This window comes from Nocardia nepalensis, from assembly GCF_048910785.1.
Lineage (GTDB): Bacteria > Actinomycetota > Actinomycetes > Mycobacteriales > Mycobacteriaceae > Nocardia > Nocardia nepalensis.
The window spans coordinates 83,910-102,637 of sequence record NZ_JBKBET010000004.1; the positions used below are offsets into that span (position 1 = coordinate 83,910).

The 18,728-nt window shown below is 65.7% G+C and carries 13 protein-coding genes and 1 tRNA gene; 4 read left to right on the forward strand and 10 right to left on the reverse strand.

Annotated elements, in window-relative coordinates; genetic code table 11:
* Positions 1-26: 26 nt before the first annotated feature.
* The 6 genes from ACHQ4I_RS03795 to ACHQ4I_RS03820 all read right to left on the reverse strand — a co-directional run bounded on the left by ACHQ4I_RS03795 (position 27) and on the right by ACHQ4I_RS03820 (position 11,852).
* Positions 27-467 (reverse strand): acyl-CoA thioesterase, encoded by a 441-nt coding sequence (locus ACHQ4I_RS03795; RefSeq protein WP_420770351.1) that lies wholly within the window; start codon positions 465-467, stop codon positions 27-29.
* Between the two features lie 23 nt (positions 468-490).
* The gene (locus ACHQ4I_RS03800; protein ID WP_420770352.1) at positions 491-5,470 is read right to left on the reverse strand and encodes an NAD-glutamate dehydrogenase; all 4,980 of its coding nucleotides are present in this window, start codon (positions 5,468-5,470) and stop codon (positions 491-493) included.
* 879 nt (positions 5,471-6,349) lie between these two features.
* Positions 6,350-8,026: an energy-dependent translational throttle protein EttA gene (gene ettA / locus ACHQ4I_RS03805; RefSeq protein WP_420770259.1), complete on the reverse strand. Its 1,677-nt coding sequence runs from the start codon at positions 8,024-8,026 to the stop codon at positions 6,350-6,352.
* A gap of 78 nt (positions 8,027-8,104) precedes the next feature.
* Positions 8,105-8,629 carry a single-stranded DNA-binding protein gene (locus ACHQ4I_RS03810; RefSeq protein WP_420770260.1) on the reverse strand — a complete coding sequence of 175 codons (525 nt, stop codon included), beginning with the start codon at positions 8,627-8,629 and terminating at the stop codon, positions 8,105-8,107.
* Between the two features lie 194 nt (positions 8,630-8,823).
* Positions 8,824-9,792: a threonine/serine dehydratase gene (locus tag ACHQ4I_RS03815; RefSeq protein WP_420770261.1), complete on the reverse strand. Its 969-nt coding sequence runs from the start codon at positions 9,790-9,792 to the stop codon at positions 8,824-8,826.
* 20 nt (positions 9,793-9,812) lie between these two features.
* A complete protein-coding gene (locus ACHQ4I_RS03820) occupies positions 9,813-11,852 on the reverse strand; it encodes a bifunctional copper resistance protein CopD/cytochrome c oxidase assembly protein (protein WP_420770262.1) in 2,040 nt (679 codons plus the stop codon).
* A 222-nt stretch (positions 11,853-12,074) separates the two neighbouring features.
* Between ACHQ4I_RS03820 and ACHQ4I_RS03825 the strand changes: the two genes are divergently transcribed.
* Positions 12,075-12,148: transfer RNA gene (locus ACHQ4I_RS03825), tRNA-Arg, on the forward strand.
* A gap of 267 nt (positions 12,149-12,415) precedes the next feature.
* Here the strand turns inward: ACHQ4I_RS03825 and ACHQ4I_RS03830 are convergent.
* Together ACHQ4I_RS03830 and ectB are read right to left on the reverse strand one after the other, a co-directional pair.
* On the reverse strand, positions 12,416-13,015 hold the full coding sequence (locus ACHQ4I_RS03830; protein ID WP_420770263.1) for an Rv1733c family protein: 600 nt from the start codon (positions 13,013-13,015) through the stop codon (positions 12,416-12,418).
* 255 nt (positions 13,016-13,270) lie between these two features.
* Positions 13,271-14,527, reverse strand: coding sequence for a diaminobutyrate--2-oxoglutarate transaminase (gene ectB / locus ACHQ4I_RS03835; protein ID WP_420770264.1), 1,257 nt, complete (start codon positions 14,525-14,527; stop codon positions 13,271-13,273).
* A 166-nt stretch (positions 14,528-14,693) separates the two neighbouring features.
* On the opposite strand from ectB, the gene ACHQ4I_RS03840 reads away from it, so the two are divergent.
* From ACHQ4I_RS03840 to ACHQ4I_RS03850, 3 genes are all read left to right on the forward strand, one after another.
* Complete coding sequence (locus ACHQ4I_RS03840; RefSeq protein WP_420770265.1) at positions 14,694-15,548, forward strand: ABC transporter permease; 855 nt, start codon at positions 14,694-14,696, stop codon at positions 15,546-15,548.
* Positions 15,549-15,615: 67 nt separating this feature from the next.
* Entirely contained in the window at positions 15,616-16,374 is a 759-nt protein-coding gene (locus ACHQ4I_RS03845; protein ID WP_420770353.1) for an ABC transporter permease, read from the forward strand.
* Between the two features lie 2 nt (positions 16,375-16,376).
* Entirely contained in the window at positions 16,377-17,366 is a 990-nt protein-coding gene (locus ACHQ4I_RS03850) for an ABC transporter ATP-binding protein (protein WP_420770266.1), read from the forward strand.
* A gap of 38 nt (positions 17,367-17,404) precedes the next feature.
* On the opposite strand, the gene ACHQ4I_RS03855 is transcribed toward ACHQ4I_RS03850, so the two are convergent.
* Positions 17,405-18,079, reverse strand: coding sequence for a DUF4389 domain-containing protein (locus tag ACHQ4I_RS03855; protein ID WP_420770267.1), 675 nt, complete (start codon positions 18,077-18,079; stop codon positions 17,405-17,407).
* Between the two features lie 130 nt (positions 18,080-18,209).
* Entirely contained in the window at positions 18,210-18,536 is a 327-nt protein-coding gene (locus ACHQ4I_RS03860) for a hypothetical protein (protein ID WP_397038820.1), read from the reverse strand.
* Positions 18,537-18,728: the final 192 nt, after the last annotated feature.

Consider the following 18,728-nt stretch of genomic DNA (forward strand, 5'->3'; position numbering starts at 1 on the left):
CCTCGTCGAGTCGATTCGCGACGCCGTCACTCTTTCCACTCGGCGAGGTAGTCACGTTCGGTATCGGTGAGCCGACGCAGGCGCTGCGACCGCATATCGAAGGCCGCGATCTGCGTGGAGGCGACCACCGCGGGCGGCGAGTCCGGCGCGACGCCATTGGCCCGGACCTCGTAACCGATGGTGAAGTCGACCGCCCGCAGCTGCTCGATCCACATCGCGATATCGAGCGGAGTGTCCTCGTGCCGCAGCTGGCCGCGGTAGCGGACCCGAAGGTCCGCCAGCACACAGCCTTCACGCAGCGGGGCGGTCGGACGCCCGTCCTCGAACAGCCACGGAATCCGCGCCTCCTCCAGCAGCGTCACCATGCGGGCATGGTTGACGTGCTGGAACACGTCCATGTCCGACCACCTGACGTCCACCTTGGCGTGGAAGCGCTTGGGCAGCAACAGGGCGCCGCCCTGCGCCATTCCGTCACCGTTCAATGAACTCGTCAACGTGGTACCTCCGATTGAGCGCCCACCCCGCTCACCATGCTTCGCACTTGCCGCGCCGCAACCGACAGCGTGGCGAGATCGTGGGTTCCGGACTCGAACAACTCCGACAGCGCCGCCCGAGCGCGCCCGAGCCGGGACTGGTTTTTCGACTCCCAGTATGCAATCTTCTCGTCCGCTGTCTCCTCGGGGTCACCGCCGGAGAGCACGTCGAGGGTCAGCGAGCGCAGCGATCCGTACATATCGTCGCGCAGTGCGAGCCGGGCCAGCGCATGCCAGCGATCGCCGCGTTCCAGGTGGCTGACCGCCTGCAACAGCCAATCGATCTTGAGGTGATCGTTGAGCGCGTAGTACAGCGAGCCGACCTCCTCGCCGCTGCGATCGGTGATATCTGCGATATCCAACACATCGAGCAGCGGGAACAGATTCAGCAGCCCGAAGACCTCGGTGGCGAGGTCGGTCGGGGCGCCGCGGGCGATCACTTCGGCGGACTGATCGGTCAGCGTCGAGACGTGATGTCCGCGCAGCCAACCGGCCACCTTCGGCGCCAACTCCCGCACACCGCGGTTGTATCGGTTGATCTCCGCGCCGACCGCGATCGGCTGCGGGCGGTTGCTCAACAGCCAGCGCGAGGCCCGGTCCAGCGCCCGCTTGGTCTCCAGCTCGAGTTCGTCGCGCACCGATACCGCGGCGTCGGTGGCCCGGATCCGCGCCCACATTTCGTGCAGGTCGAAGATCGCGCTTGCCGCCGCGAACGCGCGCACCGCATCGGTCGCGCTGGCGCCGACTTCCTCGTTGAGCCGGTGGGCGTAGGTGATGCCGCCGTAGTCGACCATCTCGTTCACCACCATCGTGGTGGTGATCTCCCGACGCAGCCGGTGCCGCTTGATGGCGGTGCCGAAACGAGCCCGCAGCGGTGTCGGGAAGTACTGCGGCAGCCGAGTGGCGAAGTACGCGATATCCGGCAGATCGGTCTCGAGCAGATCGGCCTTGAGCGAAAGCTTCACGTGCGCCATGAGATTCGACAGCTCGGGCGAGGCCAAGCCGGTGCCCTCCTCGAGCCTGCGCTTGATCTCGACCTCCGACGGCAGTGCCTCCAGCTCGCGGTCCACCCCGCGACGCGCCTCCAGATCCTCGATGAGCCGCTGGTGCACATTCAGCATCCGGGGCGCCTCGGCCCGCGAGATGCCCATCAGGAAGTTCTGGGAGACGTTGTCCTGCAATACCATCTGGGCGACCTCATCGGTCATCGAGGCGAGCAGCGGATTGCGTTCGGCCTCGGGCAGTCCGCCCGCGCTGACCACACCGTCGAGCAGCACCTTGATATTGACCTCGTGGTCGGAGCAGTCGACACCGGCCGAGTTGTCCAACGCGTCGGTGTTCATCTTGCCGCCGTTGCGGCAGAACTCGATCCGGCCCAGCGCGGTCGCGCCCAGGTTACCGCCCTCGCCGATCACCTTGACCCGCAACTTGTTTCCATTGACCCGGACCGCGTCGTTGGACTTGTCGCCGACCTCGGCATTGGTCTCGGTGCTCGCCTTGATGTAGGTGCCGATACCGCCGTTCCACAGCAGTTGCACCGGCGCGAGCAGGATCGCCCGCACCAGTTCCGGTGGCGACAGCGCCGCCACATCATCGGCCAGCCCCAACGCCTTTCGCGCCTGCGGGCTGATCGGCACCGACTTCACGGTGCGATCCCAGACGCCACCACCGGTACTGATCAGCGAGGTGTCGTAATCGGCCCACGACGAGCGCGGCAGCGCGAACATCCGCTGCCGCTCCCGGAACGAGGTCGCCGAATCGGGCTCGGGATCCAGGAATATGTGCCGATGGTCGAACGCCGCGACCAACCGGATGTGCTCGGACAGCAACATGCCGTTGCCGAACACATCGCCGCTCATATCGCCGACCCCGACCACGGTGAAATCCTCGCTCTGGGTGTCGATATCCATCTCCTGGAAGTGGCGCTTCACGCTCTCCCACGCACCCTTGGCGGTGATGCCCATCGCCTTGTGGTCGTAACCGGCCGAGCCGCCGGAGGCGAACGCGTCACCGAGCCAGAATCCGTAGCGCTGGGCCACATCGTTGGCGATATCGGAGAACGTCGCGGTGCCCTTGTCGGCGGCCACCACCAGGTAGGTGTCGTCGCCGTCGCGGCGGATCACCCGCGCGGGCGGCAATACGGCACCGGTCGCGCGGTCCACATTGTCGGTGACATCGAGCAGACCGGAGATGAAGGTCCGGTAGCACTCGATGCCCTCCGCGCCGAGCGCCTGCCGATCCGCGGTCGGATCACCGGTGGCCGCTGGCGGCTGCTTGACCACGAAACCGCCCTTGGCACCGACCGGGACGATGACCGCGTTCTTCACCGCCTGCGCCTTCACCAGACCGAGGATCTCGGTGCGGAAGTCCTCCAGCCGGTCGGACCAGCGCAGCCCGCCACGCGCCACCGGACCGAAGCGCAGATGCACGCCCTCGACCCGGGGCGAGTACACGAAGATCTCGAATTGCGGCCTCGGCTTGGGCAATTCGGCGATCTCGCGCGGCTCGACCTTCACCGAGATGTACCCGCGCGAATTGCCCGCGGCGTCGGTCACGTAGTAGTTCGTCCGCAGTGTCGCCTTGATCAGCGACAGCATCGCGCGCAGGATGCGGTCGGCGTCCAGGCTGACGACCTCGTCGATGCGGCCACGCACCCGGGTCTCCAATTCGGCGGCGTGCTCGGCGGATTCGGTATCCGGATCGAAGCGCGCGGCGAACAGGTCGGCGAACAGACGCGCGACATCGGGATACGCGAGCAGCACCCTGGCGATATTCGCCTGACTGTACGGAAAATCGGCCTGCTGCAAGTACTTCGCGTACGTCCGCAGGATCGACACCTCACGCCAGCCCAGCCGGGCGCGCAGCACGAGTTCGTTGAGCGCATCCGCCTCGGCGCGGCCGTACCAGGCCGCCTCGAATGCCGCGGTGAACCGATCGTGCAGCCCCTGCTCCTCCGACGCCAGCGCATCGGCCCTGGCCGAGGACTCCAGCAGTTCGGCATCCAAATCCCTGTCCAGCGAACTGCGCAGCAATTCCGGCCGAGCCAGCAGGCCGAAGTCGTAGATCCAGCGTTCCCCGCCCTCATCGCCGGGCACCGGATCCAACAGGATCTGGTACGGCCGCTCGTCGACCACTTCGACGCCCAGACTCTGCAGCACCGGCAGCACCTGGCTCAGCGAGATGCCGGTGCCGCCGATGTAGAGCGTGAATCGCCACGAACCCGGCACCGAATCCGCATGGCGGTACAGGTATTGGTCGATCGAGCCCGTGGTGAGGCGCCCCAGCCGGACGACGTCGGCCAGAGCACGCTCTGAGGCGAAATCCTGTTTGTACGCCTCCGGAAATGCCTCGGCATAGCGCTGCACGACGGCCGGATCGAGCACGGTGGAGGTGCTCACCGCATCGTTGACGCGGTCGTCCCAGGTGTTGGTGGCCTCGGCGAGCAGGTTCTGGATGCGCAGCCGATTGGCCTCGGAGGTGTCGGCGACGGCGACGGCCTCGCGCGGAGCCCCGAACTCCGCCTCCGGCATGCGCACCGTGAAATACACACTGGCCAGCTCGCTTTCGCTGACCCGCGCCGAATAGTCGATGGAGACGCCGCCGAGTTCGCGCACCAGGATTTCCTGCATCTCCAGCCGCACCCGAGTGGTGTAGCGATCCCGAGGCAGATAGACCAGACACGCGACGAATCGCCCGTAACCATCCGAGCGCAGGAACAGCCGAACCTGCCGGCGCAGACCGACATTCAGCACCGCCGTGGCGGTGCGACGCATGGTCTCGGCATCGGAGGAGAACAGTTCGGTGCGCGGGAACGACTGGATGACCTCGAGCATGGCCTGACCGGAGAACGAGTCCAGATCGAAGCCGCTCTCCTCGATGACCGAGCGCACCCGGCGCTCGATCACCGGGATATCGAGGACGTTCTCGTGCACGGCGGTCACCGTGAACACACCGATGAACAGGTGCTCGCCGACGATCGTGCCGGATTCGTCGAAGTCCGCGACACCGATGAAATACGGGTACACCGAGCGGTGCACGGTGGCGGGCACCAGGCCCTGGGTGAGCATGAGCAGCGGCCGGTCGCCATCGTTGAGCGGCACCCGGAAATCGGTGCCGACATCCGGGCGCAGCACGCCGAGGCAGGTGCCGGGCAGCGGATTCGAGATCGTCTGGTCCCCGTCGGCGCTGAGCTGGTAGCGGGCATAGCCGAGCACGGTGAAATTGCCACTGGCCAACCAGCGCAACAGATTCGCGGTATCGACCAGATCGGTGTCGGAGAACGGCGCGTGGCCGGACTTGGCCGCGTGTTCGAGTTCATCGGCCAGATTGCTCTGCACCTGTTTGATCGCCTCGGTGTCGCCGATGACCTGGCGCACGTCGGCGACCACATCCGGCATCGACTGCTCGATCCGGTCGAGCAGGGCGCGGCTCGTCGACGGGTGCAGTTGCAGGTGCATCCACGATTCGCGCAGTGCCGTCGTGTCGTTGCTGTCGACCTCGTGCGGTGCGGCGCTGGTCAGCCGTCCGTCTTTATCGCGCGTCACCTCGAAGATCGGGTGGATCACCTCGCTCACGCTGACGCCCATCCGGCTCAGCGATGAGGTGATCGACTCCACCAGCAGCGCCATATCGTCGGTGACCAGCTGCACCGCGGCGCCGAGTCCGGATCCGTCGTCCGGGTGATACACCCGCACCAGGGCCCGCTCGGCCGGGCGGGTCATCGCGAGCTCCATATGCCGCCGGAAGATCTGGGTGATCCCGGTGATCGCGCAGTCCACATCGCCCGCGTCGACGTGGCGGAAATACGCCTCCTCGAGAGTCGCCAGCTCGCCGCGCAGCGACTGCGGCAACCCGGCGGCCCACGCCGCTGTGTTCACCCGCCCCGCCGGCTGCGCCGGCTGCCGTCCCCCATCGGACAATTCGGACGAGACCGTCATTTTTTCGCCAACTCCTCGGATTCGGTTCCGCAACAAAGTGACGCCGGTCCGAGAGTAGCTGTGCCTTGCAGACGTGGGGGTGAAATCCCTTCTAAATGCAGGGTGTTCACCGATACCGTAGCGTTCGCCGCTTGGTTGCCGAGGTCGATGAACCCGGCACAGCACCCGATCGGACCGGCAACGTCAGGTAGACGCGATCGCGGTGGTAGCGACCCAATGCCCGGACTGCGCCTGCGCATGCACGTTCCCCACGATAGTCAGATCTGTGGCCGGGTGTGCGTCGACCGTATTTCCTTCGATGGAGATAGTGCCCGGTGCGTGTTCTCCGCAATTCCTTCGGCGGAACGACCGTTCGATGGCGTGATGCGCGGATGCGGGCGCTTCGGGAGCGTTCAGCGATCCGATCGGTTCCGAATGTCCTTCGGCGGTGGGTTGCTCGGACTGCACCCGCGCATGCTTTCGGCGTCCTCCCATCGAGCGCGCGCACCGCCGTGACTCATGCTCGAGTCACATCGTGACGCCGGACCTCACGCCTATTCGCGAAGGGGATACATCGAGATATCGGCCGGCCATCAACGCGATGCCACACATCAGCACACAAGAGGCGCCGGTCCAGATCGACGCACCCGAGATCGAGGGACGCTACGTCGAGCTCGACGGGTACACCGTCGCATTCGAGACATTCCGCGCCGATATCGACGCAACACCGCAGCTCCATGGCTTACCCAGCGATCGGTGCCGCCGCGCCCATTGGAGCTGTGTGGTCTCGGGACTGCCGAGACTGCGCCATCCGGACCGCGATGAGCAGTACCGCACCGGCGACGCCTACTACGCCCGGCAGGGCAGTCCATACGACAACCGCCCTGCCGAGCGCCGAACTCAGTCGCGGGTGAGCTTGCGGTGCGTCACCCGGTGCGGGCGGGCGGCTTCGATGCCGAGGCGCTCGATCTTATTGGCCTCGTATGCCTCGAAGTTGCCCTCGAACCAGAACCAGTTGGCGTCGTTATCGCTATCGCCCTCCCACGCCAGGATGTGGGTGCAGGTCCGGTCCAGGAACCAGCGGTCGTGGGAGATGACGACGGCGCAGCCCGGGAACTGCTCGAGCGCGTTCTCCAGCGAACTCAGCGTTTCCACGTCGAGGTCGTTGGTCGGCTCGTCGAGCAGGATCAGGTTGCCGCCCTGCTTGAGGGTGAGCGCGAGGTTCAGCCGGTTGCGCTCACCACCGGAGAGCACCCCGGCGGGCTTCTGCTGGTCCGGACCCTTGAAGCCGAACGCGCTCACATAGGCGCGCGAGGGCATCTCCTGGTTGCCGACCTCGATGAAGTCCAGCCCCTCGGAGACCACCTGCCAGACGTTCTTCTTCGGGTCGATGCCCGCGCGGTTCTGGTCGACGTAGCTCAGCTTGACCGTCTCGCCGACCTTGACCTCGCCGCTGTCGGGCGACTCGAGCCCGACGATCGTCTTGAACAGCGTGGTCTTACCGACACCGTTGGGGCCGATCACACCGACAATGCCGTTGCGCGGCAAGGTGAACGACAGATCCTTGATGAGCTGGCGGTCGCCGAAGCCCTTGTCCAGATGTTCGACCTCGACGACCACATTGCCCAGGCGCGGACCCGCCGGGATCTGGATCTCCTCGAAGTCCAACTTCCTGTGCTTCTCGGCCTCGGCCGCCATCTCCTCGTACCGCCCGAGGCGGGCCTTGTTCTTGGCCTGGCGGGCCTTGGCGCCGGAACGCACCCAGGCCAACTCCTCCTTGAGGCGCTTCTGCAGCTTCTGGTCCTTCTTGCCCTGGACCTCGAGACGCTGGGCCTTCTTCTCCAGGTAGGTGGAGTAGTTGCCCTCGTAGGGGTAGGCGCGGCCGCGGTCGAGTTCGAGGATCCACTCGGCGACATTGTCGAGGAAGTACCGGTCGTGGGTGACGGCCAGCACGGCGCCCGCGTAGGAGGCCAGATGCTGCTCGAGCCAGAGCACGCTCTCCGCGTCGAGGTGGTTGGTCGGTTCGTCGAGCAGCAGCAGATCGGGCTTGCTCAGCAGCAGCTTGCACAGTGCGACGCGACGGCGCTCACCACCGGAGAGGTTGGTGACCGGCTCGTCCGCCGGCGGGCAGCGCAGTGCGTCCATGGCCTGCTCGAGCTGGGAATCGACATCCCAGGCATCGGCGTGATCCAGGTACTCCTGCAGCTTGCCCATTTCGTCCATGAGCTCATCGGAGTAGTCGGTGGCCATGAGTTCGGCGATCTCGTTGAAGCGGTCCAGCTTCACCTTGACCTCGCCGAGGCCCTCCTCGACATTGCCGCGAACCGTCTTCTCCTCGTTCAGCGGCGGCTCCTGCTGCAGGATGCCGACGGTGGCACCCGGGGCAAGGAAGGCATCTCCGTTATTCGGCTGGTCCAGTGCGGCCATGATCTTCAGCACGCTGGATTTACCCGCGCCGTTGGGGCCGACGACGCCGATCTTCGCGCCGGGAAGGAAGTTCAAGGTGACATCGTCGAGCACGACCTTGTCGCCGTGCGCCTTACGAACCTTCTTCATCTGGTAAATGAACTCAGCCATGGAGGAAAGCCTATCGGTGTGGGTATCGGTGCAATGCAGCAGAGCCATCGCTGTCGCCGGGTGAATCCGGTCGTGCGGTCAAGCTTCGACGGGCTCGGGATCAGCGAGCCGGGGCGGTTCGCAAGACAGGGACGTCGCGCCCTCCCCCGGCTCCTCGCCGTCGACGCGTGCACGATCATCAGCGCTGGATCGGTCACAACTATTCCGTGCCAGGGTACTGGGTCCGGACGCCGCGCCCGCAACCGCGCGCCGGACGACCTGCGCGGTGCAGCGGGACAGGTCCGGGCCGATCGCGGTGGCGCGCATCTCGACGTCGCGCCGTTCCCCGCCGTCCCGGCCCCGGTACTCGTGTGAGCGCAGCTGGCCGTGCGCGATGATCGGATCGCCGCGGCGCAGGGAGGCGTCGACACCGAGCACCAGCCTGCGCCAGCAACTGACGGTCAGGTACAGGGTTCCGTTGTCCACCCACTCCCCGGTCTCGGCGTTGAACCGCCGGGAATTGCTCGCCATCCGGAAGGTCACCACCTGTTCCCCATTGGTCAGATCTCGCTTGATCGGATGGGTGACGACTGTGCCGATTACGGTCACCATTGCCTCGAACATCGTTCCGCCCCTTTACATTTCGATCCGTGTTCCGCTCCGGGTGTGCCTCCCTCGCAAATGAGGGCCCCTTCAGCCTGACGGCTCGGGGACCCATCCGGCGGCCCCGATTCCCGAGTGTGGACAACTCCGTCGCATGTGGACAACCATCGCTTCACACACGCCGAGCCGCGGACCAGCCGCCGAACCGGTGTGAGTTACAGCCCCGCCAGGTCGGTATTCGCACCACACAGCACGATCACGGGCCGCTCCCCCTCGGCAGGCACATACGCGCCGCTCTGCACGGCGGCCAACGCCGTCGCCCCCGCCAGTTCCACCACGACCCGGAACTCCCGCCACAGATACTCGCGAGCCGTCGCGATGGCGTCATCGGTCACCAACAGCGACCGCACGTCATACCGACGCGCGATATCCAGCGCGATTTCCCCGATCCGTTTGGCGCCCAGGGAATCCGCGGCGATGCTGGAGACATTCACATCCACCGGCCGGTCAGCGTGCAACGCGGCGGTCAGTGTCGGAATACCCTCCGGTTCGATACCGACCACCTGTTGCCGCCGCCCGAGCGCCGCCGCGATCCCGGCGACCAACCCGCCGCCACCGACCGCGACCAGCACCGGCGGGCGCCCACGCACCTGCTCCTCCAGTTCCAGCCCGACGACCCCCGCACCCGCGACCACCGCGGGCAGGTCGTAGGCGTGCAACTGCATTGCGCCCCGCTCGTTCGCGAGTTCGGTCGCGTAACGATAAGCCTCGGCGTAAGTCGTTCCGTGCCACAGCACTTCGGCACCATAGGACCACATCGCGGCCACCTTGGTATGCGGTGCCGACTCCGGGACCACCACGGTGCACATCTTGCTGAGGCGCGCCGATGCCAGCGCGGCCGCGATCCCGGCGTTGCCACCGGAGGCGATGACGACCTGGTCGACGTGCTGGGCCGATTCCAAGAGCGCGTTGAAGCTACCGCGCACCTTGAATGTCCCACCATGCTGGAGGTATTCGAGCTTCAGCGTGACCGGGACGGGCCCGTTCGGCCCCACGATCGAGGTATGGAATACCGGCGTCTTGCGCACCTGTCCGGCCAGCCGCCTGCGCGCCGTACGCACATCGGATCGATACACCCGTCGGGTGTGCCCGTTCTCCACCACCGCGGCACCCCGCTCACTCACGCTTTGCACCTCGATGGAGCTCAACTACGTATTCCTCGGTCACGCTTGGCCAATTCGGCGAACATGGCATTGTGGGCGGCCAGCTCCGCGTCGTGGTCGCGGTCGGCGGCCCGGTCGGTCCGCTTCGCGAGTTTCGCGTCGCTGCGCGACCACTGGATCAGCAGCGCCAGCATCACGACCACCAACGGCACCTCACCGCTCGCCCACGCCAGGCTACCGCCGGTGCGCTGGTCACCGAGCAGGTCGTTGTTCCAGCCGAGGGCGAGGCTGCGGAAGAACCACCCGCCCATCACGGTGGTCATACTCATCAGCGCGATGCCGAAGAAGGCGTGGAAGGGCAGCGAGCCGAACACCATGCCCAGCTTTGTCAGCGGCTGCACCTGACGCGGCTTCGGGTCGATGCCGATGACCACCCAATAGAACAGATAGCCGCTGAGCAGGAAGTGCAGGTTCATCATCAGATGCGCCGCATGGGAATCTACGAACGAGTCGTAGATACCACCCATGTACAGCGCGTAGAAGCCGCCGACGAAGATCACCGATGCGACGATCGGATGGGTCAGAAAGCGCGAGACCGGGTTGTGCACCGCGGCCAGAATCCATTCCCGCGGACCGGGGACGCCGCTGCGCCCGGCCGCCGGCAGTGCCCGCAGCGCCAGCGTGACCGCACCGCCGAGCGCGAACAGAATCGGCGCCAGCATCGATAACGCCATGTGCTGCCCCATGTGCACACTGAAGACCGCGGGCGAATACCGCCCTACCCCGGACGAGGTGGCGAAGAGCAGGATCGCGCAGGCCGACAACCAGGCGATGGTCCGCCCGACCGGCCAGGCGTCCCCTCGCGCGCGCAACCGCCGCACCCCCATCAGGTACAGCACCGCAAGCACGATGGCCAGCGTGCCGAAGATCAAGTCGAAGCGCCAATCGAAGAGCAATCGCGATACCGTCGGCGGACCGGCGAGGTTGTAGCCGAGTTCGACCTCGGCGGGGGTCGGCACGCTGGTCGGCGGCGGTGGCGGCGTGCGCCCCAACCCGACGGCCAGACCCATGGTGGCGGCGAAGATCAGCGCCTCCACACCACCGAATCGGATGAGCGCGGCCCGGTCACGCGGGTTCGCGGCGAGGGCGGGCAGGCTGGCGCGACGCTGCAGATATCCGACTAAGCCGAGCACCGCCAACGCACCGGCCTTGGCGATCACCAATCGGCCGTAGGTGGTGGTGAACAGGTCGCTCCACGGCACCCGCACCCACGAGTTGATCACGCCGCTGACGCCGATCACGACGAAGGCGATGGAGGCGGTGAGCGAGAACCGCCGGGCCGCGATATCGGTGTGCGCACCGCCGCGCATGGCGTATGCGAGCACCGCGAACAATCCACCGACCCACACCGCGGCCGAGACCAGGTGCAGGATGAGGCTATTGGTCGCCAGGTCGTGCGCACCGCCCGCGGATGAATGCCCGGTCAGCGCCAGCGGCATCATGGTCACGATCGCGCCGCCGAACAGCACCGGGGCCCATCCCCAGCGCAGCGCCAGCCGACAGCCCACCGCGACGATCAGCGCGAAGACCGCCGTCGTACGCCAGGCCTGGGCCAGATCCACCTGGCCGATCGCGTGCCACAGCTGCTCCGGCCGCCAGATCCGACTCACCGGCTGCCCTGTGGTATCCGACACAGTCAGCGGCATGAGCAGCGCCGCGCAGCATGCCCAGCTGAGGGCGAAATTCGAGGCGCGCCGTACCGCGCGGTACCCGCCGACATCGAGCAGGCCATTCGACTGCGGCGGCACCAGGAAGGCGGCGAGCAGCAGCGAGCCGACGGTCAGCGCCGCGGAAAGATCGGCCAGCGCCCGCACCGCGGGCAGGCCGTAGGTGGTCAGCGATCCCGGATCCGGAATGCCGAGCAAGGTCAATGCCTGCGCCGCCGACAGCCCGACGATCATGGCGGCGACCACGGCCGCGATCGCACCGGCCAGCGCCGTCAATGTCGCGAAGGTCGCCGCGGAGCCCGATTTACCCGTTTCGAGATCGGGTACGACGGACGGGTCCTGCGGTGACGACATGGGACTGAGCGTAGTCGGCCGTTAATGCGTGGCCCGGTGGGGTTTGGGCCGATAGGGTGGCTAGCGGATCGGAGGTGCGATGTCGATCATCCCGCGACTCGCTTGGCTCACCCGCGACAGGTGGCTGAAATGTTGCTAAGGCTAAGAACCTAGTCATCTGGACGGTCGCTATACTTGCCGTGCTGGACAGCACGGCCAATGTCGGCCATGGTGGAACCCACTGCCTCCGTAGCTCAGTTGGATAGAGCAAGGGCCTTCTAATCCCTAGGTCGCAGGTTCGATTCCTGCCGGGGGCGCCGCGCCGCTCTGACCTGCGAATACCGTGGGTCAGAGCGGGGATACCCATACCGCGCAAGGCCTAAACACATGGGGATTGTGCGCACGAACTCGCTGCAGGGCAGCGGTTTTGGATGCCAGCGGGAAGCTACTAGACGACTTCGAGACCGATTCCCGACGCGACCGCCAACCCATGAAGTCGCGTGCGTTCCGGAGCAGCCGATCTCGGTTCCGTCGCGAGAAGATCCGAAAAAGTTGCTGGCGGATGAATCAGACTTCTTGACGCGTCATTGGCTGCCCTTGCCGGTTGGATGGGCGAGTTGGCGCCACTCGCGGTCCCAGCGGGTGTGGCGGTGGTGGTCCAGGGCCCAGGCGGTGGCGCAGAGGAGGGCTGCTACGCCGAGCCAGATTTCCAGTAGGACGGCTGCGCCGACGCCGACGCCGTGGACGGCGGCGGTGCTGGATCGCTGCGGGGCGGTTGTCGGGAGTCCGTCGGGGCCCAGCCAGATGGGGGCTGGTTGACCTGGCTGTGCGTTGTCGGGGACGCCGACTATCGCGGTCGCGGACTTTCCGTCGCGGGTCCAGGACACCTGCGCCTGGAAGTGGTCGACCATCGAACCGTTCCGGTCCACTACCGGCGCGGCGACCCGGGCCGGACTGCCGGTGATGGTCGCTGTCACAGCGATTTTCGACGCGTTCTCGGCGCGGATCCGCGCCGCGGCCGTGCCGTAGGCGGCGGTGCCCGCGGCCGCGGCGATCGGAACGGCGATCAACAGGACCAGGACTGCCAGAATCCGAACGATCCCTTGCACGCGATCCGAGCCCCGCATCAGTGGACTGGGATTCCAAGGCTGCATGCGCCAGATGCGTACCGGCAACGTCGACACCTTCACCACCTCCTACGGCGGAGCCACTGCTCGCGCGCAACCGCGACCCCTACCTGGAGCATTCCCCGGAGTCACCAGTTGATGCACCTGCGAACGATCTCGCACCTATCGAGGCGGACTTCGGCCGCGGCAGCCCTCTTGGCCGACAATCCGAGCCCCGAGCGCGACAATGCCGAGACCGAGGTGCAGCCAGTTGTCAGCGGTGTTCGCAGAGCGCACCCGAACGGCGGGACCGAACTCCCCGCGCGCAACCGACTATCCGCAGATGACCTCGACCGCACCGGCGAGCACCGCCAGCCCGCGCTCCAACTCGTCCTCGGTAATGGTCAACGGCGGCAACAGCTTTACCACCTCGTCGGCCGAGCCCGAGGTTTCGACGAGCAGTCCGCGCTCGAAGGCGAGTTGGCATACCTTGCCCGCGCGCGACTCGTCCTCGAAGACCAGCCCGTGCACCAGCCCGCGCCCCCTAGTCGATACACCGGGAAACGCCGACGCGATTTCGGCAAGGGCGCCCGCCACGAGCTCACCCTTGGCCAGTGTCGCGAACTCGAGCGCACTATCGGACCAGTAGTGCTCGAGCGCCACCCGCGCGGTGACGAATGCCGCATTGTTGCCACGGAAGGTCCCGTTGTGTTCACCGGGCGCCCACTGATCGAGTTCGGGCTTGAAAAGCACCAGCGCCATGGGCAATCCGTAGCCGCCGATGGATTTGGACAGGGTCACGATATCGGGCGTGATATCGGCCAGTTCGAACGAGAAGAACCCACCGGTCCGTCCGCAACCCATCTGCACATCGTCGACGATCAGCAGAATGCCGCGCGCCGCACACAATTCGGCGAGCTGCCGCAGCCATTGCGCGCGTGCGACATTCACCCCGCCCTCGCCCTGCACCGTCTCCACGATCACCGCGGCGGGCTTGTCCAGACCGGAGGACGAATCGTCCAGTGCGCGCCGCATCCAGCGCAGGTCGTCGTGCTCGTCGAGGAAACCGTCGTAGGGCATGGGTGTCACATGCACCAGTGGCACACCGGCTCCGGCGCGTTTGGCGGCATTGCCGGTCACCGACAGCGCACCGAGCGACATGCCGTGGAAGGCGTTCGTGAAGTTGAGTACGGTCTGGCGTCCGGTGACCTTTCGGGCCAGCTTCAGCGCGGCCTCAACGGCATTCGCGCCGGTCGGACCGGGAAACTGCACCTTGTAGTCCAGTGCGCGCGGCACGAAGATCCGGTCGCGCAAGGTCTCCAGCAGTCCCCGCTTGGCGACGGTCGACATGTCGAGGCTGTGGGTGATCCCGTCACCGGCGATGTACTCGATCAGCGCCCGCTTGAGGATCGGATTGTTGTGGCCGTAGTTGAGTGCGCCGGCGCCCGCGAAGAAGTCCAGGTAGTCCTTGCCGTTCTCATCGCGCAGCCAGGCGCCGCTGCCGGTATCGAAGACGGTCGGCCAGGCTCGGCTGTACCCGCGCACGTTCGACTCGAGCGTCTCGAAAACGGTCATCTGGACGACAGTCATCGACGATCCTTCCTGTCGTGCCGCGAGCGACTCCGCCCACTCGATGCGACGGCAAATCTGAAGTGACTGTGTTTCTAACATCGGCGCACCGGGTTTGTAGCACTTTTTCAAAAATCGCGCGCACACCTACCGCGCGTCCGCTCGCTCGCCGTAGAGTTAACCGTTTGTGCGCGGCAGAGCGGAGGGCGACCGATTGCTGCCCGCAGCATTGCCCGCCTTACGAACCGCACGGTTGTATCTCTATCTGGCCCGAGCGGGTTTCCGGCGCCAATCCCAGTACAAACTCGCGATGTTCGCGGGATTGTTCACCAACTGCGTCTTCGGATTCGTCCGCGCGGCGGTCATGATGGCCGCCGTGCGAGCCTCTGGCGGGTTCGGCGGTTACGACGCGGGATCGATCGGCGCCTACGTTTGGCTGTCCCAGGGCCTGCTCGGCGCGACCCAATTCATGGGACCACCACTGGAATTGGTGGAGCGGGTCAAGAACGGCGATATCGCGATCGACTTCCTGCGTCCGGTCGACGTCCAATTCAGTTATCTCACTATCGATCTCGGCCGCGCCGCCTGCACGATCCTGCCGCGTGGCGCACCGAGCGTGCTGGTCGGCGTGCTCACCTTCGGGCTCGCCATGCCCGACACGCCGGGGCCCTACCTACTCGGACTGGTCAGTGTGATTCTGGCCGTTGCGTTGTCGTTTCTATGCCTTTTCGCCGTCGGATTGATCGGATTCTGGGTAGTGGAAACCCGCGGTATTCGGGTGCTATACCAGATTTGCGGCACGTTTCTGGCCGGGCTGTTCGTGCCGGTCCACATGTTCCCGGCATGGCTGCGCACCGTCGCGCATGCCACCCCGTTCCCGGCGATCCTGCAGTCGCCGATCGACATCCTGTCGGGCCGGGTCACCGGGGTGGATGCCGTGACGGTCGTTGCCACACAGGTTTTCTGGGTTCTCACGGTCGGCGCCGTCGGGCGGGGGCTGTTGACGGCCGGGCGCCGCAGGCTGGAGGTGCAGGGTGGCTGAGCCCCCGTATACGCCCGTACCGGCCGGAACCTGGTTCACCCCGTACGCGGCCGTGTTGCGGTCCCGGATGCGGGCCCAACGCACCTACCGATTGTCCTTCGCCAGTGAGGTATTCAGTGCCTTCCTGATCGGCGTTGTCGAGTTCGCCGAGGTGTGGGTCATCTACCACAACGTCCGAGTGCTCGGCGGACTCGATCTGGACGGCGCGCTATTGCTGTTCGGCCTCAGCAACACCGGATTCGCACTGGCCCAAGTCCTGTTCGGCCACCTCGATTCGCTACCGGCGCTCATCCGGCTCGGTATGCTCGACGCTTACCATCTACGCCCCCAACCGCTACTGCTGCAACTCATTACCAGCGACATTTCCCTGCGCCGGTTTGCGCGCGCCTCGGTGGCGATCATCGTGCTCGGATCGGGCCTGATTCGCAACGATATCGTTTGGGGGCCCCGAACTTTCGCACTCCTGGCGATTACCCTGGTGAGTGGTGTCGCCCTCTTCGGCGGCCTGTTCGTCTGCGCCGCGGGCGCACAGTTCTACCTGATCGACGGTGCGGAACTGACCAACAGCTTCACCTACGGCGGCTCCTTCGCCGCCATGCAACCCGCTTCGGTGTTCCCGACGTCGCTGAAGCTGGTGTTCGGCTTCGCCATTCCGGTCGCCTTCACGGCGTATCTACCGACCATCGCACTACTGCACCTACCCGGCCCGCCGCTGCTGCCGTCCTGGCTGGCCTGGTTGACACCGTTGGCGGCGCTGTGGGTGTGGCTGCTCGCGTTGGGCTTGTGGCGACTAGGTACTCGGCACTATCAGGGAGGCGGCGGATAAGCATGGCGGACAGTGAGTTATCGGACTCGATCATCGACATCGAGAATCTGACAAGACAATTCATCCTGCACCGCAGGAACGGACACCGCTGGCGACGCCGCCGCGAGACGCTCACCGCGGTCGATCGGATGACGTTTCGGGTCGAACGCGGCTCGGCGGTGGGCTATATCGGGGCGAACGGGGCGGGCAAATCCACCACGATCAAGATGCTGACCGGCATCCTGGTCCCGACCGCGGGCACCGTGCGCACCTGCGGACTCGATCCGGTGCGCCAGCGGCGCGAACTCGCCGCCCGGATCGGGGTGGTCTTCGGCCAGCGCTCCCAGCTGTGGTGGGATCTGCCACTGCGCGAGTCGTTTTCGATCCTGGCCGCCATCCACCGGCTGGAATCCGATGTCGCGCAAAAACGTACCTACGAGTTGGTCGAACAGCTGGAGATGGCGGAGACGCTGGATACGCCGGTGCGCCAGCTCTCGCTGGGCCAGCGCATGCGGGCCGAGGTCGCCGCGGCGCTGCTGCACTCCCCCGAACTGGTCATTCTCGACGAGCCGACCATCGGCCTGGATGTGCTGTCCAAACAGCGACTACGCGAATTCCTACGCGCCGAACGCACCGAGCGCGGCACCACGCTGCTGCTCACCACCCACGATATGGGCGATATCGAACGGCTCTGCGATCGCGTGCTCGTCGTCGACCGCGGCAGTCTGGTGTACGACGGTTCACTGACCGGACTCGCGGTGCGGGTCGGCGCCCGGCGGGTGCTGGTCGTCGATCTGGTCGAACCGACCCGCAATCTCGATGATCTGCCGAGTACCGAACTGTTGACCAGCGAGGGCGACGGAATGCGGCAGCGATTGGCCTTCGACGCCGAAGCCACCACGGCCGCACAGGTTCTCGCCGCCGTCTCCGATCGCGCCGAGGTGCGCGACCTGTCCATAGAAGAGCCGGACATCGAGGATGTGGTCCGGCGAATCTACGAATCCGCCTGGTGACCGCTACTCGCTGTCCGGCTCGGCGATTCTATTGTTATTCAGACACTTTCGGGCTCACGAGGTCCCTGATCGAGCCGGAACGGTGGGTATTCGTCACGCATCAGCGAGACATAGGCGCCGACCCGGATGGACCAGCGATGCACGCCGAGCAGGAAGTCGAACAGGCCCTTGGGGTACACCGCCGTGAACAGCAGCGCCACCACGGCGACCAGCACCAGCACATTGGACAGCGTGAAACCGCCCCAGCCGTCTCTGCCGCCCATACCGGCACTGAAGATCGCGGCCAGAATCAGGTAGTGCGGAATGGCCAGCAGCCACCACTTCACCAGCGCCAGACCACGACTCAGCTGCTCCGGATAGTCGATCTCCAGGTCCGCCGGATAATTGGGATCCGACTGCAGACTGAACGGCGGGTATTTGTCGGTGCCGAGCACCGAGTAGGCGTAGAAGCCGACCCGCCAACCCCAGCGCATGACACCGACATTGAAGTCGAACAGCGCGCGCGGATACTGCCCGGTGATCAGAATCGCGAAGAATGCGACCACCGAAACTATTAGGTACGCGATGTACAGAAATACCAGAATAATGGCGTGCGGGATGGCCAGGAACCACTTGACCAGCCACATCCACCGCGATAGCGCGGGGTCCAGATCTCCTCGGACACGGACCGGATTGACCGGGCTCACGGCCTTGACGGTGGTCTCGGGCTCCATGATCGATGCTCCTTCCAGGCGCTTCGATGCGTCGACAACGAGTGAGGAATGTCCTGATTGTCCCGTACTGGACATCCGCTCGAGCCACGTTCCGGTACCGACTCGCCAACGAAAAGGTGCCTCGCAGTGGCTATCCCGGCGCTTGCCCCTGGGCGGAGTACAGACTGACCTCACCCTCCTCGCCGAGGAAGGCGTTCACCAGCATGATCTGGCCCGCCTCCAGCTCGTCCGGGTCGGGGGCGCTGGTGGTGATCGAAATCTGGGGAATCACCGCCCAGTTCACGACGTAGCGTTCGGGCGGTCCGTCATCGTCGGACAGGCGGGCGAGTCGAAACACCGACACCGTCTTGCGCAGGATGAGCGTGCGCACGACCTCGGCGATTCGCTCGGGGTCTTCCAGCGCGAACATGAACCCGAATGTCAACTCGGGCGAAGACACATATGCGGGCACAAACATCGAGGCTAGTCCATCGAACGACGCCGTGCGCACTCCACGCCGGAAGTGGTTGCTGCCCATGCGCTCAGAGATTCCGGGAAGGCGTGAATGTTGGCGAGCATGTGACCGATCCGTAACGGATCATAACGATTTCCCGGCAGCTTATCTGTTTCTACACCATACTATTGCGCCGATTCGACTATCGCGCTTTCC

Excerpts from the sequence above, each read along its gene's own strand:
- ACHQ4I_RS03795 (WP_420770351.1), bottom strand. The coding sequence starts at position 467 with ATGGCGCAGGGCGGCGCCCTGTTGCTGCCCAAGCGCTTCCACGCCAAG.
- ACHQ4I_RS03800 (WP_420770352.1), bottom strand. The coding sequence starts at position 5,470 with ATGACGGTCTCGTCCGAATTGTCCGATGGGGGACGGCAGCCGGCGCAG.
- ettA (WP_420770259.1), bottom strand. The coding sequence starts at position 8,026 with ATGGCTGAGTTCATTTACCAGATGAAGAAGGTTCGTAAGGCGCACGGC.
- ACHQ4I_RS03810 (WP_420770260.1), bottom strand. The coding sequence starts at position 8,629 with ATGTTCGAGGCAATGGTGACCGTAATCGGCACAGTCGTCACCCATCCG.
- ACHQ4I_RS03820 (WP_420770262.1), bottom strand. The coding sequence starts at position 11,852 with ATGTCGTCACCGCAGGACCCGTCCGTCGTACCCGATCTCGAAACGGGT.
- ectB (WP_420770264.1), bottom strand. The coding sequence starts at position 14,527 with ATGACTGTCGTCCAGATGACCGTTTTCGAGACGCTCGAGTCGAACGTG.
- ACHQ4I_RS03845 (WP_420770353.1), top strand. The coding sequence starts at position 15,616 with ATGCGGGCCCAACGCACCTACCGATTGTCCTTCGCCAGTGAGGTATTC.
- ACHQ4I_RS03850 (WP_420770266.1), top strand. The coding sequence starts at position 16,377 with ATGGCGGACAGTGAGTTATCGGACTCGATCATCGACATCGAGAATCTG.
- ACHQ4I_RS03855 (WP_420770267.1), bottom strand. The coding sequence starts at position 18,079 with ATGGAGCCCGAGACCACCGTCAAGGCCGTGAGCCCGGTCAATCCGGTC.
- ACHQ4I_RS03860 (WP_397038820.1), bottom strand. The coding sequence starts at position 18,536 with ATGTTTGTGCCCGCATATGTGTCTTCGCCCGAGTTGACATTCGGGTTC.